Source organism: Hydrogenophaga sp. ANAO-22 (assembly GCF_042466645.1).
GTDB lineage: Bacteria > Pseudomonadota > Gammaproteobacteria > Burkholderiales > Burkholderiaceae_C > Hydrogenophaga.
On sequence record NZ_CP159956.1, the window covers coordinates 3,817,302 to 3,837,155 of the forward strand.

Annotated in this window: 23 protein-coding genes; 13 read left to right on the top strand and 10 right to left on the bottom strand. The window is 65.8% G+C overall.

The window, feature by feature from the left end; genetic code table 11:
* Position 1 precedes the first annotated feature (1 nt).
* Positions 2–1,405 (top strand): efflux transporter outer membrane subunit, encoded by a 1,404-nt coding sequence (locus ABSY19_RS18350; RefSeq protein ID WP_382154417.1) that lies wholly within the window; start codon positions 2–4, stop codon positions 1,403–1,405.
* A 6-nt stretch (positions 1,406–1,411) separates the two neighbouring features.
* Here the strand turns inward: ABSY19_RS18350 and sctL are convergent, their stop codons facing one another.
* On the bottom strand, positions 1,412–2,026 hold the full coding sequence (sctL, locus tag ABSY19_RS18355) for a type III secretion system stator protein SctL (RefSeq protein WP_382154420.1): 615 nt from the start codon (positions 2,024–2,026) through the stop codon (positions 1,412–1,414).
* Positions 2,023–2,625 carry a hypothetical protein gene (locus ABSY19_RS18360; protein ID WP_382154422.1) on the bottom strand — a complete coding sequence of 201 codons (603 nt, stop codon included), beginning with the start codon at positions 2,623–2,625 and terminating at the stop codon, positions 2,023–2,025. The genes sctL and ABSY19_RS18360 overlap by 4 nt, the downstream gene beginning before the upstream one ends.
* A 209-nt stretch (positions 2,626–2,834) precedes the next feature.
* Between ABSY19_RS18360 and ABSY19_RS18365 the strand changes: the two genes are divergently transcribed.
* From ABSY19_RS18365 to sctU, 12 genes are all read left to right on the top strand, one after another.
* A complete protein-coding gene (locus ABSY19_RS18365; protein ID WP_382154424.1) occupies positions 2,835–3,119 on the top strand; it encodes a hypothetical protein in 285 nt (94 codons plus the stop codon).
* Entirely contained in the window at positions 3,116–3,550 is a 435-nt protein-coding gene (locus ABSY19_RS18370) for a hypothetical protein (protein ID WP_382154426.1), read from the top strand. The genes ABSY19_RS18365 and ABSY19_RS18370 overlap by 4 nt, the downstream gene beginning before the upstream one ends.
* Entirely contained in the window at positions 3,547–4,317 is a 771-nt protein-coding gene (gene sctJ, locus ABSY19_RS18375; RefSeq protein WP_382154429.1) for a type III secretion system inner membrane ring lipoprotein SctJ, read from the top strand. The genes ABSY19_RS18370 and sctJ overlap by 4 nt, the downstream gene beginning before the upstream one ends.
* 83 nt (positions 4,318–4,400) lie before the next feature.
* Complete coding sequence (locus ABSY19_RS18380) at positions 4,401–4,547, top strand: hypothetical protein (RefSeq protein WP_382163857.1); 147 nt, start codon at positions 4,401–4,403, stop codon at positions 4,545–4,547.
* 33 nt (positions 4,548–4,580) lie between these two features.
* Positions 4,581–4,853, top strand: coding sequence for a hypothetical protein (locus tag ABSY19_RS18385; protein ID WP_382154432.1), 273 nt, complete (start codon positions 4,581–4,583; stop codon positions 4,851–4,853).
* Positions 4,854–4,878: 25 nt separating this feature from the next.
* A complete protein-coding gene (locus ABSY19_RS18390; protein WP_382154434.1) occupies positions 4,879–5,328 on the top strand; it encodes a CesT family type III secretion system chaperone in 450 nt (149 codons plus the stop codon).
* Positions 5,329–5,665: 337 nt separating this feature from the next.
* Positions 5,666–6,961, top strand: coding sequence for an FHIPEP family type III secretion protein (locus ABSY19_RS18395; RefSeq protein WP_382154437.1), 1,296 nt, complete (start codon positions 5,666–5,668; stop codon positions 6,959–6,961).
* A 6-nt stretch (positions 6,962–6,967) separates the two neighbouring features.
* The gene (locus tag ABSY19_RS18400; RefSeq protein ID WP_382154440.1) at positions 6,968–7,999 is read left to right on the top strand and encodes an FHA domain-containing protein; all 1,032 of its coding nucleotides are present in this window, start codon (positions 6,968–6,970) and stop codon (positions 7,997–7,999) included.
* A gap of 37 nt (positions 8,000–8,036) precedes the next feature.
* On the top strand, positions 8,037–9,356 hold the full coding sequence (gene sctN, locus ABSY19_RS18405) for a type III secretion system ATPase SctN (protein WP_382163858.1): 1,320 nt from the start codon (positions 8,037–8,039) through the stop codon (positions 9,354–9,356).
* Entirely contained in the window at positions 9,353–9,916 is a 564-nt protein-coding gene (locus ABSY19_RS18410) for a hypothetical protein (RefSeq protein WP_382164016.1), read from the top strand. The genes sctN and ABSY19_RS18410 overlap by 4 nt, the downstream gene beginning before the upstream one ends.
* The gene (locus ABSY19_RS18415) at positions 9,805–10,287 is read left to right on the top strand and encodes an EscT/YscT/HrcT family type III secretion system export apparatus protein (RefSeq protein WP_382163860.1); all 483 of its coding nucleotides are present in this window, start codon (positions 9,805–9,807) and stop codon (positions 10,285–10,287) included. Before ABSY19_RS18410 ends, ABSY19_RS18415 begins: the two co-directional genes overlap by 112 nt.
* On the top strand, positions 10,284–11,336 hold the full coding sequence (sctU, locus tag ABSY19_RS18420; RefSeq protein WP_382154443.1) for a type III secretion system export apparatus subunit SctU: 1,053 nt from the start codon (positions 10,284–10,286) through the stop codon (positions 11,334–11,336). The genes ABSY19_RS18415 and sctU overlap by 4 nt, the downstream gene beginning before the upstream one ends.
* A gap of 16 nt (positions 11,337–11,352) precedes the next feature.
* Here the strand turns inward: sctU and ABSY19_RS18425 are convergent, their stop codons facing one another.
* The 8 genes from ABSY19_RS18425 to ABSY19_RS18460 form a co-directional block, all read right to left on the bottom strand.
* On the bottom strand, positions 11,353–11,766 hold the full coding sequence (locus ABSY19_RS18425; protein ID WP_382154445.1) for a DUF2784 domain-containing protein: 414 nt from the start codon (positions 11,764–11,766) through the stop codon (positions 11,353–11,355).
* 108 nt (positions 11,767–11,874) lie between these two features.
* A complete protein-coding gene (locus tag ABSY19_RS18430) occupies positions 11,875–13,041 on the bottom strand; it encodes an ABC transporter substrate-binding protein (RefSeq protein ID WP_382154448.1) in 1,167 nt (388 codons plus the stop codon).
* Positions 13,042–13,085: 44 nt separating this feature from the next.
* Complete coding sequence (locus ABSY19_RS18435; RefSeq protein WP_382154451.1) at positions 13,086–14,252, bottom strand: ABC transporter substrate-binding protein; 1,167 nt, start codon at positions 14,250–14,252, stop codon at positions 13,086–13,088.
* Between the two features lie 38 nt (positions 14,253–14,290).
* Positions 14,291–16,147: an AMP-dependent synthetase/ligase gene (locus ABSY19_RS18440; RefSeq protein ID WP_382154453.1), complete on the bottom strand. Its 1,857-nt coding sequence runs from the start codon at positions 16,145–16,147 to the stop codon at positions 14,291–14,293.
* 3 nt (positions 16,148–16,150) lie between these two features.
* Entirely contained in the window at positions 16,151–16,939 is a 789-nt protein-coding gene (locus tag ABSY19_RS18445) for an ABC transporter ATP-binding protein (protein ID WP_297401548.1), read from the bottom strand.
* 82 nt (positions 16,940–17,021) lie between these two features.
* Positions 17,022–17,849, bottom strand: coding sequence for an ABC transporter ATP-binding protein (locus ABSY19_RS18450; protein ID WP_382154456.1), 828 nt, complete (start codon positions 17,847–17,849; stop codon positions 17,022–17,024).
* On the bottom strand, positions 17,846–18,922 hold the full coding sequence (locus ABSY19_RS18455) for a branched-chain amino acid ABC transporter permease (RefSeq protein ID WP_382154460.1): 1,077 nt from the start codon (positions 18,920–18,922) through the stop codon (positions 17,846–17,848). Before ABSY19_RS18455 ends, ABSY19_RS18450 begins: the two co-directional genes overlap by 4 nt.
* Positions 18,923–18,934: 12 nt before the next feature.
* On the bottom strand, positions 18,935–19,810 hold the full coding sequence (locus ABSY19_RS18460) for a branched-chain amino acid ABC transporter permease (protein WP_291117951.1): 876 nt from the start codon (positions 19,808–19,810) through the stop codon (positions 18,935–18,937).
* Positions 19,811–19,854: the final 44 nt, after the last annotated feature.

A 19,854-nucleotide genomic window follows, 5' to 3' on the forward strand; every position in this document is an offset into this window, starting at 1 on the left:
CATGCCCTTTTTCTTGCATCCATCCCGCTTCGCGCTCGCCGCCCTGCCGTTGCTGCTGGCGGCGTGCGCCACCAGCACCGACTACCGCGCCCCCGAGATCGCGCTGCCCGCCAGCTTCCAGCACGCCGGCACCCAGCCGACGGCCACCGAGATCCAGCCCGATTGGTGGGCCGTGTACGCCGACGCCGAACTCGACCGGCTGCTGCGCCGCGTGGGCGAGGCCAACGCCGAACTCGCCCAGGCCGAGGCGCGCTGGCGCCAGGCGCTGGCGCAGGTGGATGCCGCCCGTGCGCTGGCGCTGCCCCAGGTCGGGGTGGGCGCGTCCGCCACGCGCAGCGGTGGCAACGCGGCCGCCGGCGCCAACGCCGGCACGCGCCGGCTGTACGCGGCGGGTGCGGACCTGTCCTGGTCGCCCGACCTCTGGGGCCGTGTCGCGCTCTCGCGCCAGGCCGCCACGGCCGGGGCGCAGGCGCAGGCAGCGCTGGTGGATGCCGCGCGCCTGGCGCTGCAGCTGGCGGCCGCGCAGGGATACGTGCGGCTGCGCGCGCTGGACGCGCAACTGGCGCTGCAGGCCCAGGCGGACGTGGCCTATGCGCGTTCGCTGCAGGTCACGCAGCTGCAATACGAAGCCGGCCTGGTGGCGCGCGCCGACGTGATCCAGGCCGAGACGCAGCTGCAGTCGCTGCGCACACAGGTGTTCACCCTGCAGCGCCAGCGCGCGCTGGAAGCCAACGCGCTAGCGCTGCTGGCGGGTTCCACGCCCGGCGACTACCCGATGGCCGCGCGCGACGGAGGGCTGCCGGTGGTGCCCGCGATACCCGGGGCCTTGCCCGGTGAGCTGCTGCGCCGCCGCCCCGACCTGGCCGCCGCCGAGCGCGCACTCGCCGCAGCGCACGCGCGCCTGGGCGTGGCGCAGCGCGCCTGGCTGCCCGACCTGACGCTCTCGGCCAGCGGCACCCTGCAGGCCAGCAGCTGGTCCCGCTTGCTGGACGCGCCCGCGCGGGTGTGGTCACTTGGCCCGCAACTCGCGGCCACGCTGTTCGATGGCGGCACGCGCCGCGCCGATGAAGCCACCTTCCTCGCCGCCTACGACGAGCAGGCCGCGGCCTGGCGTGGTGGCGTGCTCTCGGCTGTGCGCGAAACCGAGGACGCGCTGGTGCAACTGGCCACGCTGGCCGAGCAGGACCGCCAGCAACAGCAGTTGGTGACGCTGGCCAGCGAGAACGAGCGTGTGGTCGGCTACCGCTATGAGGCCGGCGAGATCAGCTTCCTGGAGGTGGCGACCGCGCAGAACCTGGCGCTGTCGGCGCGCCGCGCGGCGCTCGACGTGCAGGCCGAACGGCTGGCGGCCAGCATGGCGCTGGTGGCCGCATTGGGCGGCGGCTGGCCGGCGACTGCGCGCTGAGCCCGCTCAGATCGGGACGCCGGCCACCATGTGACGGGCGGCGTCCGAGGCCTTGACGCTGCGCACCAAGGCGTTTTCGATCGCGCGCAATTGCGATTCGAGGTCGGTTTCCACCAGGCCCATGGCGCTCCTCAACACAAAGGTGCCGGGCTTGAGTCGAGAGTCCCTTTCCACGACCAGCGATTGCAGGCCGGGGGTGTCGCGCAGCAGCGCCGGGACGGCCGCGCACAGCGCATCGTGGTGGCTCGGGTGCACGTGCAGCGTGGCCTGTGTCTGCTGGCGAAGGGCCTTGAGCGCCTTGCCGACGGCCAGGACCGCGCGCTCGTGGTCGTTGTATTGGGAGAAGATCGATCGCACCGCGTTGATGACCACGCTCACCAGCTCCGATTCGACTTCCGTCATGTAGGCGTCCCGGCTCGCGATGGCTTGCAGCATGAGGCGGGAGGTCTCCTGGGCGGCGGCTTCCACACTGTCCTGGCGGATGCGTTCGGCCTCCGAGGCGGCTTGATGGCGCGCGGTCTCCAGCAACGAAGCCGCTTCGGCTCGGGCGTCCGCCAGCACCTGGACGGCCTGGCGGAGGTGGCTGGCATCCTCGCGGCGAATGATCTTTCCCGATCTCATGGGTGGGCTCCGATGCCATCGAAGGCGCTGGCGAGCACGGGCTCCACTTCGCGCAGCACCCGTTGAAGGAGCGCGCCACTCGGTGGGGCGACGAAGATTCGGGTGGGGTCGCTCGGCGCGATCTCACGCAAACGGGCCGACAGGCGGGCGCGAAGGTGGAGATGTTCTTCGACATCGGGGCCATGGCAGAAGGCCTGCAAGGCAGCCATGCCGACTTCGCGCACGGCCGAGCTCACGCGTCCGGGGTCATCAAATGCCGAAGGGGCCACCGAGATCGTGCCGATCAACGGCGCTCTCAGCATGCCGAACTGGTAGAGCTCGTGGCCGAGCTGTTCGCGGAAGGCCACGATGCGCCGGCCTTCCAGCACATGCCGCAGGGAGGCCCCAGCGCCCAGCATGCCCACATGGTCCGCGAATCGCCGCAGGCGCGACACGCGCATCACCAGCAAGGTCCAGAGCAGAACGTGCGCCTGTCCGGGGGCTGGCGCTGCCGGCTCCTGGGGGGCGTGGCCGCCAGCCGCCATCAGCAGCGCACGGGACCGCTCGCTGAGCGTGGCGGCGTCGATACCCATGGTGGAGGGGAAGTCAATGAATGGCATGGACCGGTGGCATGCGAAGTCCGGGAGCGGTTGGAAGGATGAGTGGGGTTGGGGGCTTCAAGGTTCACACCCGTCAGAAATCCCCGAAGAGCCAGCGGCTTGCCCGAACTTTCTTTCAGACCTTGCGCACTCAGCCCTTCAACCACGTCCGCTCAGCCATGCGATCCCCCAACCCTGCCCCTTCCGTGCAACACGCGGTGGCCATCTCGATGCCCGACTTGCTCTCACCCGACTTGGCGAAGTCGTTGGCGGAGGTGGGTTTCCTTGCGATCGATCTGAAGGATTGGTCGCGCGCGCAGCGGATCTTCTCGGTGCTCATGGGGTTTCGGTTGCAGAGCGAGTGCCCGTATGTGGGCCTGTCCCTGATCGAGTTGCTGCAGTGCCGGTGGGAAGCTGCAGCGCACTGGGCGAGCCTGGGTCTGGCCCAGGTCCCTGAAAGTTGGGCGCTGGCCGAATTGCGGAACAGGGCTGTGCGAAAAGGAGTCATGCCGTGAGTTCATTGAACATCTCTGCCGCGAAGGGGGGGCTGTCTCCTGTCTCGTCCCCAGAGCCTGGGTTGACCGGTCGAGGGAAGCCAGAAGGTCCGGTGTCTGTCGCATCGTTCGCAGCCCTGCATGCCGAGCGCGTGGGTGTGACGCCTGCAGCGGCCGAAGCGCCATTGCCCAAGCCTGCGGAAACCTCGGCCGTGGACCGTCCTCTCACCCTGGGTGACGCCATTCTCAACACCATGGACCGCATGGGGCAGAGTGCGCGAGAGCATTGGAAGCATGTGGCCGCGCCATTGAATCCGGCGGTCGGTTTCAACAGTGCGGACCTCCTGAATCGGCAGATGCACCTGCAGCGTTTCATGCTGGAGGTGGAGTTCGCTTCTCTTCTGAGCAAGCAGGCGGCCAAGACCGTCGATCAGATTTCCCGCACGCAATGATCCTGATGGCACTTCAGGTGGTAGGTCGCTGGTGGCGGGTGCTGTTGATCACCAGCCTGTTGGTGGCATGTTCTGGCGCCGTCAATTTGGTGAGTGGGCTGACGGAGGCCGAAGCGAACGAAGTGCTTGGTCTGCTGCTCAGTGCCGATATCTCTGCCACCAAGACCGCCAGCAAGACCGGTGTGGGCATCCAGGTGGAAGCTGGCTCGGTGTCCGCAGCGATCGACATCCTGCACCGAAATGGGCTGCCTCGCGAGCGGCGCTCCAAACTGGGCGATGTGTTCAAGAAGGAGAACCTCATCTCCTCGCCGTTGGAGGAGCGAGCGCGTTACCTGTACGCGTTGTCGCAGGAGCTGGAGCAAACCTTGTCCTCCATCGACGGGGTGGTGACGGCCCGCGTTCATGTGGTGCTGCCCGAGCGCGCTGGTCCCCTGGAGGCCTCCACCCCTTCTTCGGCGTCCGTTTTCCTGAAGTTCCAGAAGGGTTATGGCGTAGAGAGCGTGGTCGTGCCCGTCCGGGCCTTGGTGGCCAATGGCATTCCCGGGTTGTCGCCAGACCGCGTGGCCGTGGTGCTGGTGCCGGCAGCCGGTGCAGAGGCTTCAGGCCAGAGTGCGGCCCTTGCCAAGGTGCTGTTCATGCGGGTGGGCCACGAATCCGTTGCCGCACTGTGGACCTTGTTGGGTGTGCTGGGCGCGGCCATCGTGGGTGGCGTTGCCTGGGGTGTGCGGTTCTTGATTCGCCTGCGCCAGGATGGCGTCGCCTTGTAGGGATGCACATGAATGCCATGCCGGGTCTCAATGCGGTGGACGGTGTCCTTGGCATGACCCCTGCTCGCCTCAAGGAGCTTCGGATGGAGTTGGAACGGGCAAGCGAAGCCGTGATTTCGGCAATGCGGCGAGGGGGATCGCCTCAGTGGTACAGCGAGCTCTGCCTGTTGAAGACGGCGGTGGATACGGCACAGCAGGTGCTTGCGTCATGCGACGCTCAGCGTTGCTGATGCCCGCATCATTTTCTTTGCGAGGAGATTCCCATGGCTTTGTTCAAAACCTCAGGTGTCGACGTCCTTGGCTCTGGCATCAACATCGGAGCCGTGTACGGCACGCTCACGCCGATGCTGCAGGCCAACAACCTGCGTTTCCGCGACCTCATCCAGCAATTGCAGCAGCAGGGTGACATGTCCAGCCAGGACCTGCTGGCGGTGCAGCGCGAGACGGGCGAAATGGCCGAAGCCACGCAGCTGACGTCGGAGCTCATGAAATCGCTGCGTGACATGGTCAGTTCGGTGCTCAAGAACGTTGCTTGAGTGTTCGAAGCCATCGGATCGCGACATGCAAGCTGTCAAGGACCTGTCTCACGCCCTGGAGAGATGGGGGGTCGCGGAGCTGAAGCCTCGCGCCGATGGCCGCTTTTCGGTGGCTCATGACGGCGACCGAAGGCTGGACGTTCACCCTCTTGCGGACGGTCGGCTGATACTGGAAGTCCACTTGATCTCCCTGCCTGAGCCCGGTGCAGCCCGTGTGGCATTGCTGGAGAGGGCGTTGCGCTTCTCCACCGTCCGCATGCCGACGCGTCACGACATCTTGTGCCTGTCACCGGACGCCGATGGCCTGCTGCTGCAATGCGAAATCCCCGCGCGAGCGGGCCCTGCTGCGGTCGAGCGTGCGCTCGAACAGTTTCTCAATGCCGCGGATGCCTGGTGGACGGCGCTAGGTCTGGGTGTGGAGGTCGTGACCTACCGCACCGCGGCACCGGCTCGGCTTGTGACGGTCCTCCCATGAGTGAAAGACGATCGTGCCGCCGCGTGCGATGGAAGGCGGCCATGGTGCTGTGCGCCGCTGTTGCCTTGCTGCCTCAGGCGCACGCCGCGCCGCTGCCTTTCGACGGCAGCCCGTATTCCTACTACGCCAACGAAACGCCCGTCGCGAAGATGTTGGCCGAGTTCTGTGCCAACTTCGGCATTCAGCTTCAAATCGACCCCGGCATTGCGACCCGCATGAGTGGTCGTCTGGGTGCTGCATCGGCGTCCGAGTTCCTGAACACCGTGACCGCATCCGCGGGGCTGGACTGGTTCCACTATGCTGGCACGATCCATGTCACTCGCGTGGGCGCAGCAACGTGGGCCGGGACATCGCCGAGCAGGTGCTGGCGCAGCCCAACGCCCTGTTGGTGGCCGGCGCCATCATGCTGGGCTTCGCGCTGGTTCCTGGCATGCCGGGTTGGGTGTTCATGACGTTGGCCGTGCTGGCGGGCGTGGTGGGCTTCGTATTGTTGGGGCGCGGACTCAAGGGGGCGGCGGCACCCGGGGACCGCACTGCCGGCCCCACGGCACGTGCCGGCGCGGGGCCAGCACAGGCCGATGGTGACGGCGATGGCAAGGCGGCGGCCTCCTACGCACCGACCATGCCGCTGGTGCTGGACTTGGCGCACGAACTGGAAAGCACCTTGAACGCGCGAACCCTGATTGCCGCCTTGCAGGGGGTGCGCGAAGAGACCTACATGGAACTGGGAGTGCCTTTGCCGGCGGTGCACCTGCGCTACAACAAGGGCCTGGTGCGTGGCGCTTATCAGATTCTGGTGCACGAGATCTCGTCTGCGCGTGGCCTGCTGCAGCCAGGCCACCTGCTGGTGCGCGAGGCGCCGGAGAATCTGGAAGCCTTGGGCATTCCCTTCGAAGAGACGGCGGCGTTCCTGCCCAACATCGCCGCGCTGTGGACGCCGGAGCATGAGGCGGCGCGGTTGCGCGAGTACGGCATTCAGGCGATGGACACCATGCAGGTGTTGGCGCACCACCTTCGGCTGACGCTCAAGCGCCATGCGCGCGAATTCATCGGCATTCAGGAAGTGCAATTCCTGTTGTCGCAGATGCAGGCGGACTATCCCGACCTGATCACCGAACTGCAGCGCGTCGTGCCAGCGCAGCGGGTGGCCGACGTGCTGCAGCGGCTGGTGAGCGAGGGTGTGTCGGTGCGCAACCTGCGCACCATTGCCGAAGCCCTGGTCGATTGGGGTGGCAAGGAGCGCGACGTGGTGTTGCTGGCCGAGCATGTGCGCACCGCCCTCAAACGCCAGATCTCGCACCAGTTCGCCGACCGCCACCAGATGCTGGCCGCTTACCTGCTGTCGCCCGCGGTCGAAGACATCATTCGCAATGGCATCCGCCAGACTTCGATGGGCAGCTACCTCGCGTTGGATGCAGAGCAGACCAGCAACCTCCTGGACCGGATCACGGAGACCGTGGGCGACCTGTCCGCCATCAGCCACAAGCCAGTGATTCTCACCAGCATGGACATCCGGCGCTATGTGCGAAAGATGATCGAAGAATCGTTGTACGAAGTGGCCGTGCTCTCTTACCAGGAACTGGTTCCAGAGATCAACGTGCAGCCGCTGGCGCGCATCGAACTCGGGCCGTGACGATCCATGGATGAACGCGCAATCTTGCTTGAGTTGCGGGTCCTCGCCGGCCTCCAGGCCGGTGCGCGTCTGACACTTTCGGACGGCCGGCATGTGCTTGGCAGCGGGGAGTCGTGCGAGGTCGTGTTGGCCGGGCCTGGCATCGAGCCGCAGGCGCTGGTCATTGTGGTGGACGGCGTTCAGTTGCTTCTGCAACCCGGTCAACCGGGTTGCGGCCTGAGCGCTGGCGACAGCCTCAGTGAGCCCTTCATGCTGCTGCCAGGCGTTCCATTCCACCTGGGTGACATCTGGTTGGTCGTGGACCACCAAGCCAGCCCCTGGCCAGAAAATCGTTCATGGCTGGTTTCGGCGCCACCGCCTCTTGAGGCCCTGTCGATCGAGGCAGCCGACACAGTGAAGGTGGCGCGAGGAGTGGTGGCATCCGAGTCGGTGAGACCGGCCAGCGAGCCGCGCCGGCTGCTGTGGTGGCTGAAATGGACGGCTTGGTGCATCGCGGTGTTTTGCCTGGGTGGTCTGGGCGTCCTGGCTTGGTTCAAATTCGGAATGGAATACCTCCCCAACATGCGTGCCATGACCGCAGCGCACCTCTCCCGATTCACCGAAGCGCCGGTGGTGGAGATGGGCACAGGGATGCCCGAGGTGCGGCCGGTTGAGCCTGCTCCGGTTTCCGCGAAGGAGCCTTCCCCACCAGCTCAGAAGCCGTCTTCGTCCGGACTCGTTCTGCTGGGCCCCGCACCCACTGCGGCACCAGTGGTCGAGAGCCCGATGCTGGGATTGCCGCTGGCTGGATCCCATTTGGTGCCGGGCCGCACCCGCGACCGGCCCGAGCGCACTGCCGCTGGCCCTGCATCGGCCGCCGACCTCGCACGCCTGCCTTTCGTGGTTCGACAGGTGGCTTGCGGTGAGGTGGCCAGCATCACCACCGACAAGGGGGTCAAGCTCTTCGAAGGGGCGAGTCACAAGGGCTACGAGATCACAAGGGTGTCTCCGGAGCGGTTGCGGCTGCGAGGACGCTATGACGTGGAGTTGTCATGCTGAGGGGGGGGACAGCGAACCCGTCCCTGCCAATGCGCTGCTGCGCAAGCCGCTGGCACTGATGGCATCGCTGAACGATGCCCTGGAGACGGCGCCCATTGTGAGTGTTCGCGGTCGCGTGAAGGAGGTGCTGGGCACCGTGGTTCGAGCGACAGCGCCCAGTGCGCGCATCGGCGAGATGTGTGTGCTGCACACGCCTGGTGAGACCTTCCGTCTGGAGGCCGAGGTCATCGGTTTCAGTGAGGGCGACGCGCTGCTGGCGCCGGTGGGCGACATGCGTGGCGTGTCGTCCAACACCATCGTCACTCCGGGTGGCCACACCCACAAGGTCGGCGTGGGCATGGGACTGATGGGCCGTGTCGTCGATGGTTTCGGGCGCCCGCTGGACGGTGGCGACCTGCCTTTGGCCGAAGCGTATTACCCGGTGTACGCCGACGCACCCCATCCCTTGCAACGGCGCATGATCGACAGCCCCATGCACATGGGTGTGCGGGCGCTGGACGGCATGCTGGCGTGCGGGGAAGGGCAACGCCTGGGCATCTTCGCGGCGGCGGGCTGCGGCAAGAGCACGCTGATGGGCATGCTGGCGAAGAACGCCGATGTCGATGTCACCGTGGTCGCCCTGATCGGAGAGCGCGGCCGCGAGGTGCGGGAGTTCGTGGAGCGCGAACTGGGTGCAGAAGGCATGAAGCGCGCCGTGGTGGTGTGCAGCACCTCGGAAAAGGCACCGATGGAACGATTGAAGGCCGGCTTCGTGGCCACGGCCATCGCCGAATTTTTCCGCGACCAGGGCATGCGGGTGCTGTTGCTGCTGGACTCGCTGACGCGTCTGGCTCGAGCGCAGCGCGAGCTGGGGTTGATGGCGGGCGAGCCTCCCACGCGGCGGGGCTTTCCCCCGTCGGTTTTCGCCATGCTGCCTCGGTTGCTGGAGCGCGCGGGCATGAACGACCGTGGTTCCATCACCGCGTTCTACACCGTGTTGGTGGAAGGCGACGACATGAACGAACCCGTGGCGGACGAGAGCCGCTCCATCCTGGATGGGCACATCGTGCTGTCGCGCAAGCTGGCTGCGGCCGGGCACTACCCGGCGGTGGATGTGCTGGCCAGCGTGAGTCGTGTGATGAATGCGGTGGTCGGTACCGAGCACCGCCGGCACGCCGAAGCGGTGAGGGCGCTGATGGCCAAGCACGACGAGGTGGAGCTGCTCGTGCGTTTGGGTGAATACAAGCGGGGTTCCGACAGCTTGGCCGACAAGGCCATTGATCGCATGGCCGACATCCACGCCTTCTTGTGCCAGCGCCCGTCCGAGAAAACCAGTGCCTCGGAGATGCTCCGCCATCTCGAAGGCATCGCGGTATGAAGCAGATCATCGTCATAGATCAGTTGCACCGTCGTCGCCTGACTGCGCTGGAAGCGGCGTTGAAACAGGCAAGGGCCGAGCAGGCAGATCTTGAGTTCCTGCTTGACGAGCGCTGCCGCTCGGAGGAAACCACGCGCGAAAGAGGTCTTCGGCTCAAGCACGACATCGATGGCGTGCTCTTCACGGGCACCGTGAATCCATCCGCACTCAACAAGGCGCAGCACCAGCTGTTGGCGGCCAAGGACGCTCTTCTGGCCGCGCAGAAGGCCGTGAAGGAGGCCCGATCGGATGTGGCCGCCTCGGTGCAGCGCACGTCGGAGGCGGTGCGGGCTTGGCGCGAGCAGGCGATCAAGGTCGAGAAGTTCGGCACCCTCCTGCAGGGCTCGCGCGACGCACACAACGCCGAAGCGCTTTGCCGTTCTGGGCGGCGGAAGCCATCGGCTTCATCATTTCCAACCAGTACGGCGCCACGGTGGGCAACACGAACGATGCGCTCACGGGCAACGAGGCATCGCCGTTGGGGGTGTTGTTGCTTCAGTTGTACCTGGTCCTGTTTCTGATGCACGGCGGCGCCAACGCGGTGTTGGAGACGTATTACGCGAGTTATGCCGTGTGGCCGCTGGCCGCCACATGGCCCTCGCTCGATGCCGGTTTTCCGGCCCATTGGCTCCAGCTTTTCGACGCGATGATGCGCCTGTCCGTGATGCTGGCCGCGCCTGCCATGATCGCCATGCTGCTGGCCGAGATCGGCTTGGCCATCGTCAGCATGTTCGCGCCGCAGTTGCCCGTGTTTTTCCTGGCCATGCCGGTGAAGGCCTGCATCGCGCTCTTTGTGTTGATGATCTATCTCGCCATGCTCATGGGTTACCTGGGTGACCACGCACGCGCGATGGCGGTGTTTCTGCCGGACCTGGGAAAGCTGGCGCGATGAGCGAGAAGACCGAGAAGCCCACCCCCAAGCGCCTGACCGATGCACGGAAAAAGGGCGATGTGGCGCACGCCAAGGACGCGTCCAAGGCCTTGATGATCTGGGCCTGCGCAGGCTACCTGCTGTTTTCCGCCAGCCAGCTCACCGACGCCATGCTGTTCCTGATCGAGTGGGCGGGCACGCACGCGAACGGCCCCTTCCGCGAGGTGCTGGCGGCCTTTCTTCGGTTGGCGCTGAAGGAGCTGAGTCTGGCGCTGCTGCCTTGGATGTTGATCGTCACCGTGCTGGCGGTCCTTGGTGAACTGATGACCGCAGGGCCGGTGTTTGCCCCGGAAAAGATGAAGTTCAACTTCCAGAAGCTGGATGTCGTGGCGAATGTGAAGAACCTGTTTTCGGCGCGCAACCTCATCGAGGCGCTGAAGTCGGTGGTGAAAGTGGTGGCGCTCACCGCCATCGTCTGGAAGCTGGTCCACGACAACCTGGGGACGCTCATGCTGCTGGCGGGCTCCGGCATCCAGCCGGTGACGGCGGGATTGGGCTTGTTGATCAAGTCATTGCTGCTGTCCACGGCCTTCGTCTTCACAGTCATTGCAGGCTTCGACTGGCTCATTCAGCGCAAGCTGTTCGCCCGCCAGCAGATGATGACCAAGGATGAGGTCAAGCGCGAACACAAGGAGTCCGATGGAGCGCCTGAAATCAAGGGAGAGCGCCGAAAGCTGCATCGGGAAATCGTCCAGGGCGGCGGCGGTGGCAAGCGCAAACCCTCGCTGGTGGTCACCAACCCCACGCACCTTGCGGTTGCACTGCTCTACGAGCATGGTGAAACCCCACTGCCCCTGGTGCTGGCCAAGGGCGCGGGTCTGCACGCTCAGGCCATCGTCCGGGATGCGCGCGCAGAGGGCATTCCCATCATCCAGCACATTCCACTGGCCCGTGCGCTGGTCGCGCAGGTGGAGGTGGACGAGCCTGTGCCCGAGCATCTGTTCGAACTGGTCATCGATGTGCTGAAGGCCGTGAAAGAGGTGGCGCCCGCAGAGCGCCCTCGATCCTGAGGTCTGTGGCGGGGTCTTACGTGCGCTGCGTTGGCCTGACCCACCACCAAGCCAGGGCCACGATCACCGTGAAGGCTGTGTACGCCGCCACAAACACCCACCAAGGGGCGTCCCAGTACAGCAGCCTTGAGAGCCAGTGGTCGATGAAACTCTCACCGTAGCTGCTCTGGCCGGCGGCGCGGCGCAGGGCTTGCTCCCACACGGTCAACGGGCACAGCTGGCCCAGCCACGCCTGGGCGGCGATGAAGACCATCAGCCCCAAGTGGCCGATCCGCAGGCCCGCATGGCGCACCCAGCGCCAACCGAGGGCGCCGCCCAGGAGCACCAGGGGCAGCAGGCCGACCACGAAGACCACGATGCCCGTGTGCAGCGCCAGCAGCGCGTCGGCCAGCAGGGCGGCGGTGGCGGGGCTGAGGTTCGGGTCCCACATGGTGGCGCCATGGTACGTCGCCGGCCCCACGGCCGGCGAAAAAAAACCGCCAGGGCACGGGGCGCTGGCGGCTGCGCGCATGGCCCGCCGAAGCGGGCGGCGCGGTACTCAATCCTTGGCAGACATATAGTCGCTGAGCACTTTCCAGCGGCCGTCCGTGATCTGCGACAGGCGTGTGGCGCTGCTGCCCAGGCGCTTGGTGGGGCTGAAGGTCATCTCGGCGCTGCCGAAGATGTCTGGCGGGATCTTCATCGTGTCCATGGCCTTGATGAAGCTGTCGGTGGTCAGGCCGGGGCCGGCCTTGGTGGCGGCGCGGATGAAGGCGTCGATGGAGCCGTAGCCGTACACCGAGAACACCGTGGGTTCTTCGTTGAACTTGGTCTGGTACTTGTTGGCCCAGAAACGCAGGGGCTGCGAGGCCGAGTCCAGGTAGGGGTGCTGCACCGTCATGGCGGCGTAGAAGCCGTTCATCGCAGGGCCACCGAGCTTGTGGATGAGGTCGGTGTAGGCCGCACTGGAACCCACGAAGGTGGGGTTGAAGCCCAGGCGTTTCGCGGTGGCGATGCCGCCGATGGTCTCGCGGATGATGGTGCCCATCACCACCAGGTCGCATTGGTCGGCCTGCAGCTTCTGCATCTGCGAGGCGAAGTCGGTGGCGCCCCGCTTGTAGGTGGTCTCCGCCGCGAGCGTCATGCCGGCGGCCTTCAGGCCGTCTTCGGCGCCGCGCTTGACTTCCAGGCCGAACTCGTCGTCCTGGTACATCGCACAGACCTTCTTGGCACCCTTCTCCTTGGCGAGCATGGGCGTGACGATCTTCATCTGGTCGTAGTAGGTGGCGGCGAACGAGTACTTGAGCTTGTGGAAGGGCTCGTACATCTGGCGCGCGGCCGTGATGGGGTAGAAGTTCAGCACGTTCTTCTGGAACTGCACCGGCATCGCCGCCATGTTCTGCGCGGTGCCGATGTGGCCCACCATGGCGAAGATCTTGTCCTGGTTCACGAGCTTCTGCGCGGCCAGCACGGCGTTGCGCGGGTCGTACTTGGAGTCTTCCACCAGCAGCTTGATCTTGCGGCCATTGATGCCGCCCTGTTCGTTGATCTCGTCCACGCGCAGCAGCATGCCCATGCGCACCTGCTTGCCGAAGCCGGCGATCGGCCCTGAAAGATCCTGGATCGAGCCGATCACGATTTCGTCCTTGCTCACGCCCTGCGTCTGGGCCAGGGCCGGCCCGGCGGCCAGTGCCAGCACGGCCGCGGCGGTCAGTGTCGTTTTCATCGCTGATGTCTCCTGTAAAGGGTGGTTGACACGGGGATGCGGGATCACTGGTTTACGTAGTCCGACGTCACCTTCCAGCGGCCGTCCTGGATCTGCGACAGGCGCATGGCCATGCTGCCGTAGCGCCGCTGCGGGCTGAAGCGCAGTTCGGGCGAACCGAAGATGTCGGTCGGCACGGTCAGGCTGTCCATGGTCTTGACGAAGCTGTCGGTGGTGAGGTTGGCGCCGGAGCGGCCCGCGGCGCGGGCGAAGATGTCGATGGCGTTGTAGCCGTAGACCGAGAAGACGTTGGGGTCTTCGTTGAACTTGGTCTTGAACTTGTTGGCCCAGAAGCGGATCGGCTGCGAGGCTTCGTCCAGGTAGGGGTGCTGGGTGGTCATGGTGGCGTACAGGCCGTTCATGGCCGGGCCGCCGAGCTTGTGGATGAGGTCGGTGTAGGCCGCCTGCGAGCCGAAGAAGGTGGGGTTGAAGTCGAGCTTGCGCGCGGTGGCGATGGTGCCGATGGTCTCGCGGATGATGGTGCCCAGCACGACGAAGTCGCAACTGGCGGACTTCATGCGAGCCACCTGCGATGAAAAATCGGTGGCGCCGCGTTTGAACGAGGTCTTCTCGACCATCTGCATGTTGACGGCCTTGAGGCCTTCTTCCGCACCGCGCAGCACCTCCAGGCCGAACTCGTCGTCCTGGTAGATCGCGCAGACCGCCTTGGGCTTCTTCTCTTGCACCATGCGGGGCAGGAAGGTGCGCATCTGCTCGTAGTACGGGCCGATGTTGGCGAACTTGAGCTTGTGGAAGGGCTCGTACATCTCGCGCGCGGCCGTCACGGGCAGGAAGTTCACCACGTTCTTCTGGAACTGCACCGGCATGGCCGCCATGTTCTGCGCCGTGCCCAGGTGGGCGACCATGGCGAAGATCTTGTCCTGGTTGACGAGCTTCTGCGCGGCCAGCACGGCGTTGCGTGGGTCGTACTTGCTGTCCTCGACGAGCAGCTTGATCTTGCGGCCGTTGATGCCACCTTGCTCGTTGATCTCGTCGACACGAAGCACCATGCCCTGCCGCACGGATTTGCCGAAACCCGCCAGCGGGCCGGAGAGGTCCTGGATCGAACCGAGAACGATCTCGTCCTTGCTCACGCCCTGCGTCTGGGCGAAGGCGGCGCCAGCCGACAGGCACAGCGCGAGGGCGATCAGGGTGGGGCGGGCGGTCGTCACGGGCTTGTCTCCTGGGGGTTGAAAGGGGGGCGGTCGCTTCAGCGGTACATGGCGTCGATCTGCTCGGCGTATTTCTGTTGCACCAGCTTGCGCTTGAGCTTCATGGTGGGGGTGAGTTCTTCGTCTTCGGCGCTGAGCTGGGTGTCGAGCAGGAAGAACTTCTTGATCTGTTCGACGCGAGCGAACTTCTTGTTCACACGGTCGATCTCGGCCTGGATGAGCGATTGCACCTCGGGCGCGCGGGTGAGGCTGGCGTAGTTGGAAAACGGCACGTCGTTGTCCTGCGCATACTTCTCCACGTTCTCCTGGTCGATCATGATGATGACGGTGAGGTAGGGGCGCTTGTCACCGATCACCACGGCGTCGGTCACATACGGCGAGAACTTCAGCTCGTTCTCCAGTTCGCTGGGGGTGATGTTCTTGCCGCCTGCGGTGATGATGATGTCTTTCATGCGGTCGGTGATGCGGAAAAACCCTTCCTCATCGACCTGCCCCACGTCGCCCGTGTGCAGCCAGCCATCGGCGTCGATGGTCTCGGCGGTTTTCTCGGGCAGGTTCAGGTAACCCATGAACACGTTGGGCCCGCGCACCAGGATCTCGCCGGTCTGTGGATCGAGCTTCACCTCGTTGTAGGTGGCGGCCGGCCCGATGCTGCCGGGTTTGATGCGATCGGCAGGGATGCCGGTGGACGCGCCGCAGGTTTCCGTCATGCCCCACACCTCGAGCATGGGCACGCCCAGGGCGAGGTACCAGCGCACCAGATCGGGCGAGATGGGGGCCGCGCCGGTGACCAGGAAGCGCGCGCGGTGGATGCCGATGAGCTTGCGCACGTTGTCCAGCACCAGCACGCGCGCCAGGCGGAACTGCAGCCGCAGGCCGCCGGGCACCGGCTGCCCGGCCATCACCCGGTCGGCCACCTTCTGCCCCACGCCAATGGCCCAGGCGTAGGCAGCCTGCTGCAGCTGGCTGGCTTCCTTGAGCGTGATCATCACGCCCGAATAGAACTTTTCCCAGACGCGCGGCACGGCGGTGAACACGGTCGGGGCGATCTCGCGCACGTTCTCCGGCACGGTCTCGGGGTTCTCCACGAAATTGAGCCTGGCGCCGGTGTAGAGCGAAAAATACTCGCCGCCCATGCGCTCGGCGATGTGGCACAGCGGCAGAAAGCACATGCACTCGTCGTGTTCGTCGCGCGCGATCAGCGTGTTGTAGCCGCGCACGGTGTAGACCAGGCCCTGGTGGCTGTGCATGGCGCCCTTGGGGCGGCCGGTGGTGCCGGAGGTGTAGACCAGGATGGCCAGGTCTTCGGGCTTCACCGCGGCCACGCGCGCTTCGACCAGGCCGGGGTGCTGCGCCAGGTGCGCGCGGCCCATGTCGCGCAGCGCGGCCAGGCTGATCACCTGCGGGTCGTTCAGGTCGCGCAGGCCGTCCATGTCGGCGACCACGATCTTCTTCAGGCGCGGCAACTGGGCGCGCACCTCCAGCGCCTTGTCAAGCTGTTCGTCGTCTTCCACAAACAGCACGGTGGTGGCCGAGTCGTCGCAGAGGTACTGCACCTGTTCGGCCGCGTCGGTCGGGTAGATGCCGTTGGCCACGCCGCCCGCGCTGAGCACGGCCAGGTCGCACAGCACCCATTCGACGGTGGTGTTGGAGAGGATGGACGCGGTCTCGCGCGCCTCGAAGCCCAGCGCCATCAGGCCGTGGGCGATCTCGCGCACGGCGGTGCCGGTCTGGTCCCAGGTCCAGCTGCGCCAGATGCCGAAGTCTTTCTGCCGCATCCAGATCGCCGGGCCGCGCGCCTTCACGCCGTTCCAGAAGAGGGCGGGAATGGTGTCGCCGGGCAGCACCACCTCGGTCCGCGGCTGGATGTGTGAGAGATCCCAGAGGTAACTCATGCCTTATCTCCAGTTCTTCTTCTTTTTCCAGCGCCGCTCACCCCGCGCCCCGGTTTCCTTCATGCCGAGGTAGAACTCCTTGATGTCGTCCTTCTCGCGCAGGTGGGCGCAGGTGTCTTCCATCACGATGCGGCCGTTCTCCAGCACGTAGCCGTAGTCGGACGCATTGAGCGCCATGTTGGCGTTCTGCTCGACCAGCAGGATGGTGGTGCCGCGCTCGCGGTTGATGCGCACCACGATCTCGAAGATCTCCTTGGTGAGCTTGGGCGAGAGGCCCAGGCTGGGCTCGTCGAGCAGGATGAGGTCGGGGTCGGCCATCAGCGCGCGGCTGATGGCCAGCATCTGCTGCTGGCCGCCGGAGAGCAGGCCGGCGTCCTGCAACGCGCGTTCGCGCAGGATGGGGAAGTAGTTGAACACCACCTCCATGTCGCGCGCCACGCCGTCGCGGTCCTTGCGGGTGTAGGCGCCCATCAGCAGGTTGTCGCGCACCGAGAGCAGGGGGAAGACCTCGCGCCCCTCGGGCACGTGGGACAGGCCTTGCTGCACGATCAGCGCCGGGTCCTGCGCGGTGATGTTCTCGCCCTTGAACTCGATCGATCCCTTGCGGGGGTCGATGATGCCGCTGATGGTCTTGAGGATGGTGGTCTTGCCCGCGCCGTTGGAACCCAGCACGGTGGCGATCTCGCTGCGGCGCACCTGCAGGCTCACGCCGCGGATCGCCTTGATCGGGCCGTAGGCGCTCTCGACGTTGAGCAGCTTGAGCACGGGGGCGTCGGAAGTGGCAACACTCATGGAATGACCCCCACGCTTGTCACTTCGTGTACTGCGCTGCCCCCCGAGGGGGCTTTCGCCACTTGGGGCGGCCCGGCATGTCTCATGTTGCCACCTTGTGGTTTTCGCGGCGCAGGCTGGAGACGTCGTCCATCGAGCCCAGGTAGGCCTCGATCACGCCGGGGTCGCTCTGCACCTCGGCGGGTGTGCCCGAGGCCAGTTCGGTGCCCATGCTCATGGCCAGCACGCGGTCCGACACCTTGGAGACCAGGCTCATGTCGTGCTCGACCATCAGCACGGTGATGCCCAGCTCTTCCTTGATGTCGGTGATCCAGAACGCCATGTCCTCGGTCTCCTCCACGTTCAGGCCGGACGACGGCTCGTCGAGCAGCAGCAGTTGGGGTTCGGTGCACAGCGCGCGCGCGAGTTCGACCACCTTGCGCACGCCGTAGGGCAGGCCGGCCACCATGGACTCGCGGTGGTGCTGCAGGTCGAGCAGGTCGATCACGCGTTCCACCTTCTCGCGCGCCTCGATCTCGGCCGCGCGCGTCTTGCCTGTGAAGAAGATCTCGCTCCACAGCCCTGTCTTGCGGTGCGTGTGGCGCCCGATCAGCAGGTTCTGCAGCACCGTGGCGTGCTCGAACAGCTCGATGTTCTGGAAGGTGCGCGCGATGCCCAGCTTGGCGATCTGGTGCGGCGCCTGGTCGGTCAGGCGCAACTCGCCATTGGGGCCGGCGTAGTCGATGGTGCCGGTGGTGGGCGTGTAGATGCGGCTGATCAGGTTGAACACCGTGGTCTTGCCCGCGCCGTTGGGGCCGATCAGCGTGAAGACCTCGCCGCGCTTCACGTCGAAGCTCACGTTGTTGACCGCCAGCACGCCGCCGAAGCGCACGCTCAGGTTCCTGGCCGAAAGAAGCACGTTTGGGTTCATTTCAGGCGATCCGATTTCTGGAACGTTTTCTGCCGCTTGAACAGGCCCTTGCGATAAAACGGGAAGAGCTGGAACCAGGTGCGCACCTTGAGCCAGCGGCCGTAGAGGCCCATGGGCTCGAACAGCACGAAGGCGATCAGCACGAGGCCGTACACCGCACCCTGCAGGCCGGCGGCCTGGCCGATGGCCTCGGGCAGGTAATCCTTGCCCAGCGCGATGAGCTGGGGCATGACGATCAGGAAAATCGCGCCGAGGAAGGCACCGTGGATCGAGCCCAGCCCGCCGATCACCACCATCAGCAGCAGGTCGATCGACTGGATGATGCTGAACTGCTCGGGCGAGAGGAACTGGATCTTGTGCGCGTACAGCGCGCCGCCGATGCCCGCGAGCGCGGCCGAGAGCGCGAAGCTCAGCGTCTTGTAGCGCGCGAGCTGGATGCCCATGCTCTGCGCCGAGATCTCCGAGTCGCGGATGGCGACGAAGGCGCGGCCGGTGGACGAGCGCATGAGGTTGACGATGCCCAGCGTGGCCAGCACGGTCACGACCAGGCACAGGAAGTAGAACTCCTCGGTGGAATCCAGCGACCAGCCGAAGAGGGCGGGGTACTGCACCATCAGGCCGGCGTTGCCACCGGTCACGTGCTCCCAGCGCGCGATCACCTCCTCGACGATGAAGCCGAAAGCCAGCGTCGCCATGCCGAGGTAGATGCCCTTGACGCGCAGCGCCGGCAGGCCCACCACCATGCCCACGGCCGCCGAGAGCAGGCCCGCGCAGGCCAGGGCCAGTGGAAAGGGAATGCCCGCGTTCACCATGATGGCCTGTGTGTACGCGCCCACGCCGAGAAAGGCCGCATGGCCCAGTGAGAACAGCCCGGTGAAACCTGCCAGCAGCATCAGGCCGAGGCCGACGACGGCGTAGATCAGCACGAAGGTGAGTTGCGCGAGCCAGTACTCCGGGATCGCCCAGGGCGCCACCACCAGGAACAGGCCCAGCAGGCTGTACCAGAAGGTGTGGCCACCGTGCTTGGCGAGCCGGATGTCCTGGTTGTAGTCGGTCTTGAAGAGGAATCGCATGTTCGTGGTGCCTCAGACTTTCTTGCGCAGCTTCTCGCCGAAGAGGCCGTTGGGTTTGAGCACCAGCATGAGCAGCACCACGATGTAGGGCGCCACGTCCTTGAAACCTTCGGGCAGGTAGAAGCCCGAGAACGCCTCGACGATGCCGATGATCAGGCCGCCCACGATGGCGCCGGGCAGGCTGCCGAAGCCGCCCACCACGGCGGCGGGGAAGGCCTTGAGGCCGATGAAGCCCATGTTGGCGTGCACGAAGGTGATGGGCGCGAGCAGCAGGCCGGCGACGGCGGCCACGGCCGCGGCCAGGCCCCACACCAGGCCGTTGAGCCGCTTGACCGGAATGCCCATGTAGTAGGCCGCGAGCTGGTTCTGCGACGAGGCCTGCATGGCAATGCCCAGCTTGCTGTAGCGGAACATGGCGAACAGCCCGGCGCAGAGCACGGCGGTGGAGCCGATCACCACGATCTGCTCGGCCGAGACCACCAGCGCGCCCAGGCGAAGCACCTCGTTGGCGTAGGGCACCGGCAGCGTGTGTGTGTCGGTGCCGATGTTGGGCAGCATGGTGATGAGCCCGCGCAGCGTGTAACCCACGCCGATGGTGAGCATCACGATGGAGAAGGCCGGCTGCCCCAGAATGGGGCGGATCACCACGCGCTCGAGCACCACGCCGAACAGGCCCATGCCCACGATGGCGGCGGGCACCGACAGCCAGAACGGGAAACCCAGCATGGTCATCGCCGCCAGGCCGCCGAAGGCGCCCACCATCATCAGATCGCCCTGGGCAAAGCTCACCGTTTCGGTGGCCTTGTAGATCAGCACGAAACCCAGCGCGATCAGCCCATAGATGCAGCCCTGGGCCACACCGCTGATGAGCAGTTGCAGCAATTGCACGCGATGTCTCCTGTATGGTTCTGTCGACGCGGTGGCGGCGGGGT